Consider the following 13,424-nt stretch of genomic DNA (forward strand, 5'->3'; position numbering starts at 1 on the left):
GGCCGGGCGGCGGCCGGGGGGACCTAGGCTGCCGCCATGCCGACCGACCCGCGCGGGCTGCGCGCCGACGCGCCGCTGCTCGACGCGTGGCTCCGGTTCCACGAGGTGGCGCCGACGCCGTTCACGATCCCCGGCCACAAGCAGCGCCACGACCTGGTGGGTGACGTGGTCGCCGGCGACGTGCCGCTCTACGCGGGTCTCGACACGATGAAGCTGACCGCCGGGGTGCTCGCCGAGGCGGAGTCGCGTGCCGCGCGCCTGTGGGGTGCGGACGTCTGCCGGTTCTCGACGGGCGGGTCGACGCATGCCAACCAGGCCGTCGCCCTCGCGGTCGCCGACGACGGCGACACGGTCGTCGTGAGTCGCACCCTGCACCGCTCGATGCTGCTCGGCCTCGTCCTCGCCGGGCTGACGCCCGTGTGGGTGCGGCCCGAGGTCGACCTCGCGACCGGGCTGCCGCTCGGCGTCGCCCCGGACTCCGTACGACGTGCGCTCGACGCGCACCCGCAGGCCCGGGCCGTCTTCGTGGGCGACCCGTCCTACGTCGGGACGGTCGGTGACGTCGCGGGCCTCGCCGAGGCGGCGCACGAGCACGACGTGCCGCTGGTCGTGGACGCGGCGTGGGCCGCGCACTTCGGCTTCCACCCGGACCTGCCTCGGCACGCGCTGCAGCTCGGCGCGGACGTGATGGTGACGAGCGCGCACAAGACCCTCCCCGCATGGAGCCAGGCCGCGATCGTGCTGGCGCGCACCGAGCGGGTGGACCCGGCCCGCCTCGAGGCCGGGGTCGAGGCCACCGCGACCACGAGCCCGGCAGGCGCGATCCTCGCGAGCACCGATGCCGCCCGCGCCCTGCTGGAACGCGACGGCGCGGAGCTGCTCGGTGCGGCCATCGAGGCGACGCGCGAGGCCCGGACCCGGCTCGGTGAGGTCGACGGCCTCGTCGTCCTCGACGGCGCGCACGTCGACCCGCTCAAGCTCACGGTCGTCCTGTCGGGGGCCGGCGTCGACGGCAATGCCGTGGAGCAGGACCTGCTCGCCGCAGGCCTGCCGGTGGAGTCGGCGGACCGCGACGTCCTGATGGCCGTGGTGTCGCTCGCCGACACCCGTACGACCCTGGCTGCGCTCGCCGACGCGATCGTCGGCTCGGTCGAGCGGCACCGAGGGCCGGCGCGCGGCGTCGTCGGCCCGGCGGCGTACGGCGTGGAGCCGGAGACCGTGGTGCCACCGCGGCAGGCCTACTTCGCCAGGTCGGAGCACGTCCCGGTCGAGCAGGCGGTCGGGCGCACCAGCGCCGAGCTCGTCGCGCCCTACCCGCCCGGCATCCCGGTGCTCGCGCCGGGGGAGCGGGTCACCGACGCGACCCTGGCGGCCCTCGGGCACGCCCGCGCCGCCGGCGTCCGGATCGCCTACGCGGCCGACCCGACATTGGGGATGTTGCGCGTCACGGTCGACTGAACGACGGGGAGGTGCGCCCATGATGCCGGGGTGCCGCGCCGACCCCCGCTCCTCGCCGTCGTCAGCGTGCTCTACCTGGGCTTCCTCGGCGCCGTCACCCTGACTCCCGGGCAGGGACATCCCGACTACTACGACCTGGCCGAGCGCATCCTCGCGCGGATGCAGCAGTACCCCGACCTCGACCCGCTGACCTACCGGCTGTCGCCCGAGCGGATCGAGTTCCTCGCCAACGTCGGGCTCTTCGTCCCCCTGGGCGTGTTCTTCCAGCTGCTCGCCGGCAGGCGCCCGTGGTGGTCGGCGCTGATCGCGGGTGTCCTGCTCACCGCGACCATCGAGACGGTGCAGGGACTCATCCCGGACCGGGTCTCGGACCCTCGCGACGTCGCGGCCAACTCCGTCGGGGTGCTGGTCGGCATCGCGCTCGCCGCTGTCCTGTCGTCACCCGACACGGGGGACCGGGCCCGCGAGCGGGAGCGCGCGCGGCTCTAGCGAGGGAGCTCAGGTCGCCCGCGGCTCGGCGGCGGCGAGCAGCCGCAGCCCCTCGTGGCTCGGGCTGCCGGGCGTCGCGGTGTGGACGAGCAGCGAGTGCGACTGGAACGGGTCCTGCACGATCTGGCAGCTGAGCTCGAGCTCGCCGACCGAGGGATGCAGGTAGCGCTTGACCTCCCGGGGTCGGATGCCGACCTCGTGCTCGGCCCACCGGGCGCGGAACTCCTCGCTCCGGGCCAGCAGCAGGTCGGCGAGCTCGGCGGCCCGCGAACCGGGCCCTCGCAGCGTGACGATGCCGCGCAGCCCGGAGGCGTACATCCGCGAGTAGAAGTCGTGGTCCTCGCGCGGGTGGAGGCGCCGCGCGGTCGGGTCGGTGAACCACCGGTAGCCGATGCTGCGGGCCGGGCCGGTGTGGCGGGTCGAGTCGCCGACCAGTGCCACGCTGAGCGGTGTCTGGCGCAGCGTCTCGCCGAGCTCGGTGACGATCTCGGCGGGGGTGTCGGTGAGCCGGTCGAAGATCCGGAGCATCCCCGGCGCGACGTGGTCGCCGGCGGGGCCGCGGGTGGGTGGCCGGTGGCCGGCGAGGCGGAAGAGGTGGTCGCGCTCGTCGAGCGAGAGGTGCAGCCCCTGGGCGATCGAGGCGACCATCTGCTCGGACGGCTGCGGACCCCGCTCGCGCTCGATGCGCGAGTAGAAGTCCGTCGACATGTGGCTCAGGGCGGCGACCTCCTCGCGTCGCAGTCCGGGCGTACGACGGCGCGCACCGCGCGGCAGCCCGACGTCCTCGGGCTGGAGGGCCTCGCGGCGCCGGCGCAGGAAGTCCGCCAGTCCGGCGCGATCGATCATGCCGCCATCCTCGCCTGTCCCCGCGAACGGATCCACGGATCGTCAGGCCGTGGCTGGGGTCGGGCCACGCAGGCACGCTGGTCGGACACCACCGAACCGAGGAGACACCCCGTGCGACCCAGGCAGTACGAGCTCACCCTTCCCGACCTCGCCGGCCGGCGCGCGCTGGTCACCGGCGCCAGCGACGGGATGGGTCTCGGTATCGCCGCCGCCCTCGCCGGGGCGGGCGCCGAGGTCCTGCTCCCCGTGCGCAACCGGGCGAAGGGCGAGGCCGCGGCCGCGACGATCCGCTCCGACGTGCCGGGTGCGCGCCTGGTGCTGCACGACCTCGACCTGTCGTCGCTCGACTCGGTGGCGACGCTGGGGGAGCGGCTGGTCTCCGAGGGCGAGCCGATCCACCTGCTCGTCAACAACGCCGGCGTGATGACGCCGCCGGAGCGCCGGTCCACCGCAGACGGCTTCGAGCTCCAGCTCGGCACCAACCACCTCGGGCACTTCGCCCTGGTCGGGCGGCTGCTCCCGCTGCTGAGGGCCGGCCGCGCCCGGGTCACGACCCAGGCCAGCGTGGCCGCACGCCGCGGCGCCATCCACTGGGACGACCTGTCGTGGGAGCGGTCGTACGACCCGATGGCGGCCTACCGTCAGTCGAAGATCGCGTGTGGCCTCTTCGGCGTCGAGCTGAGCCGGCGCAGCGCAGCGGCCGGGTGGGGCATCACCAGCAACATCTCGCACCCGGGCGTCGCACCCACCAGCCTGCTCGCCGCGCGTCCGGAGCCGGGGCGTCCCGACGACACCACGGAGGTGAAGGTCATCCGCTGGCTGTCGTCGCACGGTCTGCTCGTGGGGACGGTCGACTCCGCCCGGCTCCCCGCCCTGATGGCGCTCACGACGGGGGACGACGGCGGCTTCTACGGGCCCCAGTGGCCGGGCAGCACGGGTGGCCCGCCGGGACAGCAGTCGCTGTGGGCACCTCTGCGGCGTACGGACGACGCGGCACGGCTGTGGGACGTGTCGGAGCGGCTGACGGGAGTGGCGTACGCCTGAGCGGTAGGTCCGACCCGGATGATGGGTGGGGTGCTGCACCGACATCCGTTCCTGAGCCTGCTGACCCTGCTCTACGTCGGCTTCGTCGGCCTGGTCACGCTGACGCCCGGGTCGGACACCCCGGACTACTACGACCTCGCCGCCCGCGTGCTCGCGCGGATGCAGCGCTACCCCGAGCTCGACCCGCTGACCTACCGGCTGTCGGTGGAACGGATCGAATTCCTGGCCAACATCGGCCTCTTCGTGCCGCTCGGCGTGTTCCTGCTGCTGCTCGTCGGCACCCGCGCGTGGTGGGTCGCGCTGATGGCGGGCATCGTGCTCACGTCGATGATCGAGCGCGTCCAGGGGGAGATCCCGGGTCGGGTGTCGGACCCGCGTGACGTCGCGGCCAACTCCATCGGGATGTTCGTCGGCATCGCGGTGGCGATCGTCCTGACCCTGCCCGCGACCCTGCGCCGCAACCGGGAGCGGCAGGCGTAGTCGCGCGCACCCCGATCCGCACACGTGTCCGAGTCGTGGCCCTCAGCCGGGATGCCCGAGGGCCACGTCTCGGACACGTGTACGCCGACCGGGGCTGAGGACTACCGCGCGCCGCCCGAGGCGTGCTCGCGGGCGGCGGCGACGAGGCCGGCCATCAACCCGATCTCGACCCGTGTCTCCGGGTGCCACTGGACCGCCATCCGGAACCGGTCGCCGGCGGCCTCCATCGCCTCGACGGTCCCGTCGGTGGCGCGGGCCACGGCCGTGAAGCCGGGGTGCGTGGCCACCGACTGGTGGTGGTGGCAGCCCACCTCGACGCGCGGGCCGACCAGGGTCGCGAGCCGGGAGCCGGCCGCGGTCTCGACCTCGACGTCGCCGTAGGCGTCACCGCCGGGCGAGTGCTCGTCGTGGCCGACCAGGTCGGGGGTGTGCTGGTCGAGCGTCCCGCCGGCGTGCACGGCCATCAGCTGCATCCCGCGGCAGATGCCCAGCACGGGGAGCCCGGCCTCGTCCGCAGCGGTGAGCAGCGCGAGCTCCCACGCGTCCCGGTCGGGCCGCCAGCCCGTCGTCCGCTCGTGCGGCTCGGCGCCGTAGCGCGCCGGGTCGACGTCCGCACCGCCCGAGATCACCAGCGCGTCGATCCGCGACACCACGCGTGCCGCCGCCCCGGGTGCAGCCACGGGTGGCAGCAGCAGCGGCACGCCGCCCGCGGTCTCGACCGCGACGGCGTACTCGGTGGGCAGCAGGTCCGCGCGGGTGCTCCACACGCCCCACGCGGCCTCCTGGCGGTACGTCGTCAGCCCGACGACGGGAGAGTCCACCCCGACCTGCCTCAGAGCGGCGTCACGTAGGCGCCCGAGATGCCGCCGTCGACGAGGAACGTGTTGGCGGTCATGAAGCTCGACTCGTCGGAGGCGAGGAACAGCACCGCGTTGGCCATCTCCTCGGGCTCGGCGAAGCGGCCCATCGGGACGTGCACGAGGCGGCGCGCGGCCCGCTCCTCGTCCTTGGCGAACAGCTCCTTGAGCAGCGGGGTGTTGACCGGCCCCGGGCAGAGCGCGTTGACCCGTACGCCCTCGCGGGCGAACTGCACGCCGAGCTCCCGCGACATCGACAGCACGCCGCCCTTGGAGGCGGAGTAGGAGATCTGCGAGGTCGCGGCACCCATCACGGCCACGAAGGACGCGGTGTTGATGATCGAGCCGCGCTTCTGCTCGAGCATGTAGGGCAGCGCCGCCTTGCAGCACAGGTAGACGCTCGTGAGGTTGACCTCCTGCACCCTGCGCCAGGCGTCGAGGTCGGTGTCGAGGATCGAGTCGTCCTCCGGCGGCGAGATGCCGGCGTTGTTGAACGCGATGTCGACCGAGCCGTAGGTTTCCTTCGCCGTCCTGAAGAGCGCGTCCACCTCGTCCTTGGAGGTGACGTCGACGTGGACGTAGGTCGCCACGTCGGGGCCGCCCAGCTCGGCGACCAACGCCTCCCCGCCGGCGTCGTCGATGTCGCCGATCACCACGCGCGCCCCCTCCTCGACGAAGCGGCGTACGGTCGCGAGCCCGATGCCGCTGCAACCACCGGTGACGACGGCCGTACGGCCCTCGATGCGTCCTGCCATGTGTCTGTTCCTCGACTCTCGTGCTGGGGGGATCAGTGGGCGATGAAGACGTTCTTCTCCTCGGTGAACGCCTGGGGCGCGTCGGGGCCCAGCTCACGGCCGAGGCCGGACTGCTTGTAGCCGCCGAACGGCGTCCAGTAGCGCACCGAGGAGTGGCTGTTGACCGACAGGTTGCCGGCCTCGACGCGGCGCGCGACCCGCAGCGCGCGGCCCACGTCGCTGGTGAAGATCGATCCGGACAGGCCGTAGTCGGAGTCGTTGGCGAGCGCGACGGCCTCGTCCTCGTCGTCGAAGGCCATCACCGCGACCACGGGGCCGAAGACCTCCTCGCGCCACACGGCCTCGCCGGTGTCACGGGACTCGACGACGGTGGGCGGGAGCCACCAGCCCGGTCCGTCGGGTGCGCTGCCGGTGAAGGCGACGCTCGCTCCGTCGATGTAGGCCTGGACGGCGTCGCGCTGGCCCGACGAGACCATCGGGCCCATCTCGCTCTGCTCGCTGGCGGGGTCGACGACCCGGAACGCCTTGACCGCCGTCTCGAGCCGCCCCACGAACTCGTCGTACGCCGATCGCTGCACGAGGATCCGCGAGCGGGCGCAGCAGTCCTGGCCGGCGTTGTCGAAGACGGCGCCGGGCGCACTCGCCGCGGCCGCCGCGACGTCGGTGTCGGCGAAGACGATGTTGGCGCTCTTGCCGCCGAGCTCGAGGGTCACCCGCTTCACCTGGTCGGCACAGCCGGCCATGATCTGCTTGCCGACCCCGGTCGAGCCGGTGAAACAGACCTTGCGCACGAACGGGTGGGTCACGAAGCGCTCGCCGACCACGGACCCCTTGCCGGGGATGACGGTCAGGACGCCCTCGGGCAGGCCGGCCTCGATCGCGAGCTCGCCGATGCGGATGGCCGTCAACGGCGTGAGCTCGGCGGGCTTGAGGACGACGGTGTTGCCGGCCGCGAGTGCCGGCGCGAAGCCCCATGCGGCGATCGGCATCGGGAAGTTCCAGGGGACGATGATGCCGACGACGCCGAGCGGCTCGTGGAAGGTGACGTCCGTGCCGCCGGGCACCGGGATCTGGCGGCCGAAGAGTCGTTCGGGGGCTGCCGAGTAGTAGTTCAGGCAGTCCCGCACGTTGCCCGCCTCCCACCGCGCGTTGCCGATCGTGTGGCCGGCGTTGAGCACCTCGAGCCGGGCGAGCTCCTCGTTGTGCGCGTCGACGATCGCGGCGAACGCGCGCAGCAACCGGGCACGCTCGCCCGGGGCGACGTCGCGCCACGCGGCGAAGGCGTCGTGCGCCCGCGCGATGGCGGCGTCGGCCTCCTCCAGGGTCGCGGAGGCGGGGGAGTGGTCGAGCTCCTCGCCGGTGACGGGGTTGATCAATGTGCTCATCGTTGCCCTTCCTCACAGCCTCTCGAAGCCGCGTCGCAGCTCCCAGTCGGTGACCGTCGAGTTGTACGCCGCCAGCTCGACGTCGGCCATGTTGGCGTAGTGCTCGACGACGTCGTCGCCCAGGGCGGCGCGGACCACCGCGGACGTGTGGAACCTCTCGCGGGCCGCGCCCATCGTGTTGGGCACCTTCGGCTTGTCGGAGGCGTACGCGTTGCCGGTCAGCTCCGGCTCGAGCTCGAGCTCCTCGTCGATGCCGTGCAGGCCGCCCGCGATCATCGCGGCCAGCGCGAGGTAGGGGTTGGCGTCTGCGCCCGGGATCCGGTTCTCCATCCGCGCGCCGGCGCCGCGCCCCACCAGCCGCATCGCACAGGTGCGGTTGTCGAGGCCCCAGCCGAGCGTGGTGGGGGCGAACGAGCCGTCGGCGAAGCGCTTGTAGGAATTGATGTTGGGCGCGAAGAACAGCGTGAAGTCCGCTGCCGTCGCGAGCACGCCCGCGATGAACCTGTCGTAGAGCGGCGTCCGCGCGTCCTTCTCCTCGTCCCAGAAGACCAGCTCGCCGTCTGCGCCACGGAACGACATGTGGATGTGGCAGGAGTTGCCCTCGCGCTGGTTGGGCTTGGCCATGAAGGTCACCGACCTGCCGTGCTGGGCGGCGATCTCCTTGGCGGCGTTCTTGTAGACGGCGTGGTTGTCGGCGGTGGTCAGGGCGTCGTTGAAGAGGAAGCCGATCTCGTGCTGGCCGAAGTTGCACTCGCCCTTCGCGCCCTCGACGTCGAGCCCCGCGGCGTACATGTGGTTGCGGATGTCGCGCAGCAGCGGCTCGACGCGGGTCGTGCCGAGGATCGAGTAGTCGATGTTGTACTGGTTGGCCGGGGTGAGGTCCGTCCAGCCCTTGCGCGCAGCGTCCTCGTAGGTGTCGTCGTAGATCACCAGCTCCAGCTCGGTGCCGGCGAGGGCGACGAGGCCGCGCTCGGCGAGCCGGTCGAGCTGCGCCTTGAGGATCGCGCGCGGGCTCGCCGACACGGGTCGGTGGTCGGTCCACTCGAGGTCGCACTGGACCATCGCGGTCGCCGGCAGCCAGGGGAGCAGCCGGATGGTCTGCTCGTCCATCACGAACTCCATGTCGCCGTAGCCCTGCTCCCACGACGTCATCGCGTAACCGTCGACGGTGTTCATGTCGACGTCGACCGCCAGGAGGTAGTTGCACCCCTCGGTGCCGTGCCCGACCACGTGGTCGAGGAAGTAGCGCCCGTGCAGCCGCTTGCCCTGGAGGCGGCCCTGCATGTCGGTGAAGGCGAGGACGACGGTGTCGATCTCGCCGCCCTCGATGCGCTGGCGCAGCCCCTCCATGGTCAGGTGCCGGTCGTTGCGTGTGCTCACGGGTTCTCCTGGTCGCAGTACGGGTGGGTCATCCGCGCCTCATCCCAGCAGGCCGCGGAGGAGTGCGGCGGTGTCGTCGCAGTGGTCCTCCATCACCTTGCGGGCGCGGTCGGGGCGACCGTCGACGATGGCTCGGCAGATCTGGCGGTGCTGGCGGTGCGAGTGGCCGATGTTGGGCTCGAGCGCCGGGATCGCGCCGAGCATCGAGTCGAGGGTGGACTGGACCGCGGTGACCGCCTGCTGCAGCAGTGCCGATCCGCTGAGCGAGGCGATGGTGAGGTGCAGTCGCGAGTCGGCCTGCCGGTGGGCGCGCTTGCCGTTGGCGTCGTGGACCCCGGTCTCCGCGGCGGCGAGCCGGTCGCGGTCTGGACCGGTCAGGTCGTGGCTGGCCGCCAGGTGGGCGGCACCGGGCTCGACCACCCGGCGGAACTCGAGGGCGTCCAGCCACTCCGACTTCGTCGTCGCGGACACCTTGGCCAGGCCTCCGGTGAAGCGGCCGCGCGCCTGCGACGTGACCGTCGAGCCGCCACCTCGGCCGCGCTTGGTCTCGACGAGTCCCGCCTGCCGCAGCGCGGCGATCGCCTCGCGCAGCGTCGCCCTGCTGACCGCGAGCCGCTCGGCGAGCTCGCGCTCGGGAGGGAGCAGCGTGCCGACGGGATAGACGCCCAGCCGGATGGCCGTCGCGAGCTGCTCGACGCACCCTTCGAAGGCGTGGTGACCGCGCACCGGTCGGAGCACCGCGGCGGTGAGGTGCTCGTGCGGCTGGGCGGTCATGCGCGCCAGTCTCGGCGTGACGACCTGCACACGTCAATGGTCGGAGTTCATACCAATTTTCCGGAGTTCTGGTCCGGGGTATTCACAAGCGGGCAAGGGCGGGTCTAGGTTGCCGACGACCCACTTGACGCCCGAGAGGTGTGCCCATGTCTGCTGAGTCCGCATCCGAGACCCCTGCCCAGCGCAGCATGACCGAGGACGAGGAGCACCTCGCCAGGCTCGGCTACAAGCAGGAGCTCGCCCGGTCCTGGTCCGGCTTCTCGAACTTCGCGATCTCGTTCTCCATCATCTCGATCCTCGCCGGCTGCCTGACCACCTACGGAGCAGGCATCGCGAACGGCGGTCCGGTCTCGATCTCGTGGTCGTGGCCGATCATCTCGGTCTTCATCCTGATCATCGGCTTCACGATGTCCGAGCTGGTCTCGGCCATGCCGACCTCGGGAGGCATCTACTACTGGGCGTCCAAGCTCGGCGGTCCCGCGGCCGGGTTCTTCACCGGCTGGCTCAACCTCATCGGCCTCATCGCCGTCACGGCGTCCGTGGCCTACGGCTGCGCGACGTTCTTCCACCTGACGTTCCTCGCCTGGGGCTGGCAGGACGAGTTCTCGCTCAACGTGGTGTTCGTGTTCTTCCTGGTGATCCTGGCCTTCATCACCATCGTGAACATCTTCTCCAGCCACCTGCTCGCCGTGATCAACAACATCTCGGTGTGGTGGCATGTCGCCGGCGCCGCGTTCCTCGTGCTCGTCCTGATCATCGTCCCCGACCAGCACCTGAGCGTGTCCCAGGTCTTCACCGACAAGTTCAACGGCTCCGGGTGGGCCGACGGGTCGACGAGCAGCCTCGTCTACTTCTTCGCGATCATCCCGTTCGGATTCATCCTCACCCAGTACACGATCACCGGGTTCGACGCCTCGGTGCACCTGTCGGAGGAGACCCAGGGCGCCGCGAAGACGGCGGCCAGGGCCATCTGGCAGTCGATCTTCTACTCCGCCGTCGGCGGCTACATCCTGCTGCTCGCGGTCACCTTCGCGATCCCGCAGGTCGACGGCGCCCCGGACTACGCGAGCATCCCGGCAGGCGGTGTGGCCTACATCTTCGACACGGCCCTCGGGTCGACGTGGGGTGGCCTGCTGCTGTTCATCTCCTCGGCCGCGCAGCTGTTCTGCGCGACGGCCTGCCTGACGTCGACGTCGCGGATGATGTTCGCCTTCAGCCGTGACAGGGCGGTCCCCGGCTCGCGCTACTGGTCCAAGGTCAACGCGTCGCGCACCCCGGCCAACGCGGTGATCTTCGCCGCCGTGCTCGGGGCGCTCATCACGCTGCCCGCGCTGAAGTCCGTCAACGGCATCCCGACGGCCTTCTACGCGGTCACGTCGGTGTCGGTCATCGGTCTCTACTTCTCCTTCGCGATCCCGATCTACCTGCGCTGGCGTGCCGGCGACTCGTTCGAGGTCGGCAGCTGGAACAACGGCAGCAAGTACAAGTGGATGAACCTCGTCGCGGTGATCGAGATCATCGTCGTCGGCTTCTTCCTCATGATGCCGACCTCGCCGTTCGGTGCGCCGTGGCGTGACGAGTTCGACTGGGCCGCGGTCAACTACGCCCCGATCATGGTCGTGGCCGTGCTGCTGCTCCTCCTGCTGTGGTGGCAGGTCTCGGCGAAGAACTGGTTCAAGGGGCCGGTCAAGACGATCGACGAGGACGTCGTCAGGGCCTTCGAGAGCTGACGCGACGAGCCCCGAGCTGAGGACCCCCGGGTCATCGACCGGGGGTCCTCTGCGTGTGTGCACGATCTGTCAGTGGTCGGCGCGCCAGTCGTCGTACGCCACCAGCTCCTCGCCGGCGAAGCACTTCCCGTCGGGGACGACGGAGGCCGGGACGTCGTACCTCCCCAGCACGCGGCAGCGGAATGGCTCCTGCGCGCCCAGCCTGGTCGGCGTACGCCATCCGGTGTCGGTGCGGACGGCGATCTGCACGTAGCCACCGCCGGGGCACGGGGCAAAGTTGCCCATGTCGCTGATCAGCGCGTAGCCGTCGGAGCGCCAGGTCTTCACGATCATCGTCGCGGCCGTACGGCACCTCGGGCGTGGGTCGTTGTCCTGCCAGAGCCGGGTCAGCCGACGCTCGACGAAGTCCTGGAACGGCTGCGACGTCCGCGAGATCCGGTCGAGGTGGTCGAGCGTCACGGTGGCACCGAAGCCCCGGTAGGTGACCGTGCGGACGGACTCGGTCGCGGCCCCGGCGGAGGCGGCGGGCAGCAGGGCTGCGACCAGGACGATGATGGACAGGGTGCGACGCATGCAGTCTCCCGAGTGGGGGCGGCCGCTGGTCGGCCGGTCACTCATCAGGACGCCGCGGCCGTCGCGAAGGTTGCGCCGGAGAACGACGAAGCCCCAGGCCGATGACCTGGGGCTTGCGTGCTGATCTGTGTCCGAGGGGGGACTTGAACCCCCACGCCCTAATACGGGCACTAGCACCTCAAGCTAGCGCGTCTGCCAATTCCGCCACCCGGACGAGTGCTGGAGAACAGTAGCAAAGGGATTCGCTGCACCTCACATCGGGGAAGACGTGCACTTCTGGGGCAGGATGGACGGCATGGATGCCGCCTCCGCACAGCCGTCCCGGGACCTCTCGTACGACCCCGCGAAGGAGGTCGTGCAGCTCTGCCAGGAGCTCATCCGGATCGACACGTCCAACTACGGGACCGACGACGGACCGGGGGAGCGCAAGGCCGCCGAGCACGTCGCGACGCTGCTCGACGAGGTCGGGATCGAGAGCCGGGTCATCGAGGGCAGCCCCGGTCGCACCAACGTCGTGGCCCGCTGGGGTGGCGGTGACGGCCGTCCTCCGCTGCTGCTGCACGGGCACCTCGACGTCGTACCGGCCGAGGCGTCGGACTGGCAGGTCGACCCCTTCAGCGGGGAGATCAGGGACGGGTACGTCTGGGGCCGTGGCGCCGTCGACATGAAGGACTTCGACGCGATGCTCCTCAGCGTCGTCCGGGCCCGCGCCCAGGCCGACGCGGCGCCCGACCGTGAGGTCGTGCTCTGCTTCACCGCCGACGAGGAGGCCGGCGGCCACGACGGCGCCCAGGTCCTCGTCGAGGAGCACGCCGACCTGCTGGCGGACTGCACGGAGGCCGTCGGTGAGGTCGGCGGGTTCTCCGCCACCGTGCGCGGTCGCCGGGTCTACCTGATCGAGGCCGCGGAGAAGGGGATGGCCTGGATGCGCCTCACCGCCCGCGGCCGCGCCGGGCACGGCTCGATGATCAACTCCGACAACGCGGTGACCCGGCTGTCCGGAGCCGTCCACCGGATCGGCGCCCACCAGTGGCCGGTCCGGCTCACCCCGGCGATGGAGGTGCTGCTCGCGACGATCGGCGACCTCGCCGGCACCGAGGCCACCCCGGCCAACGCCGAGGCCCTGGTCGAGGAGTTCGGCGACGCCGCCAGGATGCTCGGCGCCGTCATCCGCAACACCGCCAACCCGACCACGCTCCGCGCCGGCTACAAGACCAACGTGATCCCGACCGACGCCCACGCCACGGTCGACGGTCGCTTCCTGCCCGGCTACGAGGACGAGTTCTTCGCGACCCTCCACGAGCTCGCCGGCGACGGCATCGACATCGAGTTCGAGTCGCACCAGCAGCCGTGGGAGACGCCGTACGACGGCGACCTGGTTGACGCGATGACCCGGAGCCTGATGGCCGAGGACCCCGACGCCCTCGTCGCGCCGTTCCTGATGAGCGGCGGCACCGACGCCAAGCACTTCCGCAAGCTCGACATGCGGTCCTACGGCTTCGCGCCGCTGCGGCTGCCCGCCGACCTCGACTTCACCGCGCTCTTCCACGGCGTCGACGAGCGCGTGCCGGTGGATGCGCTCGAGTTCGGTGCGCGGGTCTTCGACCGGTTCCTCGACGACATCTGAGCCGCAACGTCATACGCACGGGGCAT

Annotated in this window: 13 protein-coding genes and 1 tRNA gene; 6 read left to right on the forward strand and 8 right to left on the reverse strand. The window is 71.4% G+C overall.

Annotated features, from left to right (window positions below):
• The first annotated feature begins 36 nt into the window (after positions 1–36).
• Together JI751_RS09465 and JI751_RS09470 are read left to right on the forward strand one after the other, a co-directional pair.
• Positions 37–1,458, forward strand: a complete 1,422-nt coding sequence (locus tag JI751_RS09465; protein ID WP_201935727.1) for an aminotransferase class I/II-fold pyridoxal phosphate-dependent enzyme — start codon at positions 37–39, stop codon at positions 1,456–1,458.
• Between the two features lie 30 nt (positions 1,459–1,488).
• On the forward strand, positions 1,489–1,947 hold the full coding sequence (locus tag JI751_RS09470) for a VanZ family protein (RefSeq protein WP_201935729.1): 459 nt from the start codon (positions 1,489–1,491) through the stop codon (positions 1,945–1,947).
• Positions 1,948–1,956: 9 nt separating this feature from the next.
• Here the strand turns inward: JI751_RS09470 and JI751_RS09475 are convergent, their stop codons facing one another.
• Positions 1,957–2,793: a helix-turn-helix transcriptional regulator gene (locus JI751_RS09475; protein WP_236665852.1), complete on the reverse strand. Its 837-nt coding sequence runs from the start codon at positions 2,791–2,793 to the stop codon at positions 1,957–1,959.
• Between the two features lie 111 nt (positions 2,794–2,904).
• Here JI751_RS09475 and JI751_RS09480 point away from each other — a divergent pair, with 111 nt between their 5' ends.
• Positions 2,905–3,837: an SDR family oxidoreductase gene (locus JI751_RS09480; RefSeq protein WP_201935731.1), complete on the forward strand. Its 933-nt coding sequence runs from the start codon at positions 2,905–2,907 to the stop codon at positions 3,835–3,837.
• 30 nt (positions 3,838–3,867) lie between these two features.
• On the forward strand, positions 3,868–4,317 hold the full coding sequence (locus JI751_RS09485) for a VanZ family protein (protein WP_201935732.1): 450 nt from the start codon (positions 3,868–3,870) through the stop codon (positions 4,315–4,317).
• Between the two features lie 101 nt (positions 4,318–4,418).
• On the opposite strand, the gene JI751_RS09490 is transcribed toward JI751_RS09485, so the two are convergent.
• The 5 genes from JI751_RS09490 to JI751_RS09510 are packed head-to-tail and all read right to left on the reverse strand — an operon-like array spanning position 4,419 to position 9,468.
• Entirely contained in the window at positions 4,419–5,138 is a 720-nt protein-coding gene (locus JI751_RS09490; RefSeq protein ID WP_201935733.1) for a gamma-glutamyl-gamma-aminobutyrate hydrolase family protein, read from the reverse strand.
• A gap of 11 nt (positions 5,139–5,149) precedes the next feature.
• Positions 5,150–5,929, reverse strand: a complete 780-nt coding sequence (locus JI751_RS09495; RefSeq protein WP_201935734.1) for a 3-oxoacyl-ACP reductase — start codon at positions 5,927–5,929, stop codon at positions 5,150–5,152.
• 32 nt (positions 5,930–5,961) lie between these two features.
• Positions 5,962–7,314: an aldehyde dehydrogenase family protein gene (locus tag JI751_RS09500; protein WP_201935735.1), complete on the reverse strand. Its 1,353-nt coding sequence runs from the start codon at positions 7,312–7,314 to the stop codon at positions 5,962–5,964.
• A 12-nt stretch (positions 7,315–7,326) separates the two neighbouring features.
• On the reverse strand, positions 7,327–8,694 hold the full coding sequence (locus tag JI751_RS09505) for a glutamine synthetase family protein (RefSeq protein ID WP_307814046.1): 1,368 nt from the start codon (positions 8,692–8,694) through the stop codon (positions 7,327–7,329).
• A 39-nt stretch (positions 8,695–8,733) separates the two neighbouring features.
• Entirely contained in the window at positions 8,734–9,468 is a 735-nt protein-coding gene (locus tag JI751_RS09510) for a FadR/GntR family transcriptional regulator (RefSeq protein WP_201935736.1), read from the reverse strand.
• A gap of 146 nt (positions 9,469–9,614) precedes the next feature.
• Between JI751_RS09510 and JI751_RS09515 the strand changes: the two genes are divergently transcribed.
• Positions 9,615–11,198, forward strand: a complete 1,584-nt coding sequence (locus JI751_RS09515) for an amino acid permease (protein ID WP_236665853.1) — start codon at positions 9,615–9,617, stop codon at positions 11,196–11,198.
• A gap of 69 nt (positions 11,199–11,267) precedes the next feature.
• Here JI751_RS09515 and JI751_RS09520 read toward each other — a convergent pair whose 3' ends face one another.
• Together JI751_RS09520 and JI751_RS09525 are read right to left on the reverse strand one after the other, a co-directional pair.
• Positions 11,268–11,771, reverse strand: a complete 504-nt coding sequence (locus JI751_RS09520) for a hypothetical protein (protein ID WP_201935737.1) — start codon at positions 11,769–11,771, stop codon at positions 11,268–11,270.
• 128 nt (positions 11,772–11,899) lie between these two features.
• A tRNA-Leu gene (locus tag JI751_RS09525) sits at positions 11,900–11,985 on the reverse strand.
• Between the two features lie 81 nt (positions 11,986–12,066).
• Here JI751_RS09525 and JI751_RS09530 point away from each other — a divergent pair.
• The gene (locus JI751_RS09530; protein ID WP_201935739.1) at positions 12,067–13,398 is read left to right on the forward strand and encodes a M20/M25/M40 family metallo-hydrolase; all 1,332 of its coding nucleotides are present in this window, start codon (positions 12,067–12,069) and stop codon (positions 13,396–13,398) included.
• Positions 13,399–13,424 lie beyond the last annotated feature (26 nt).

The organism is Nocardioides baculatus, from assembly GCF_016735675.1.
GTDB classification, from domain to species: Bacteria; Actinomycetota; Actinomycetes; order Propionibacteriales; family Nocardioidaceae; genus Nocardioides; species Nocardioides baculatus.

Coding starts and splice junctions, on each gene's coding strand:
- JI751_RS09465 (WP_201935727.1), top strand. CDS start 37: ATGCCGACCGACCCGCGCGGGCTGCGCGCCGACGCGCCGCTGCTCGAC.
- JI751_RS09475 (WP_236665852.1), bottom strand. CDS start 2,793: ATGATCGATCGCGCCGGACTGGCGGACTTCCTGCGCCGGCGCCGCGAG.
- JI751_RS09495 (WP_201935734.1), bottom strand. CDS start 5,929: ATGGCAGGACGCATCGAGGGCCGTACGGCCGTCGTCACCGGTGGTTGC.
- JI751_RS09500 (WP_201935735.1), bottom strand. CDS start 7,314: ATGAGCACATTGATCAACCCCGTCACCGGCGAGGAGCTCGACCACTCC.
- JI751_RS09510 (WP_201935736.1), bottom strand. CDS start 9,468: ATGACCGCCCAGCCGCACGAGCACCTCACCGCCGCGGTGCTCCGACCG.
- JI751_RS09515 (WP_236665853.1), top strand. CDS start 9,615: ATGTCTGCTGAGTCCGCATCCGAGACCCCTGCCCAGCGCAGCATGACC.
- JI751_RS09520 (WP_201935737.1), bottom strand. CDS start 11,771: ATGCGTCGCACCCTGTCCATCATCGTCCTGGTCGCAGCCCTGCTGCCC.
- JI751_RS09530 (WP_201935739.1), top strand. CDS start 12,067: ATGGATGCCGCCTCCGCACAGCCGTCCCGGGACCTCTCGTACGACCCC.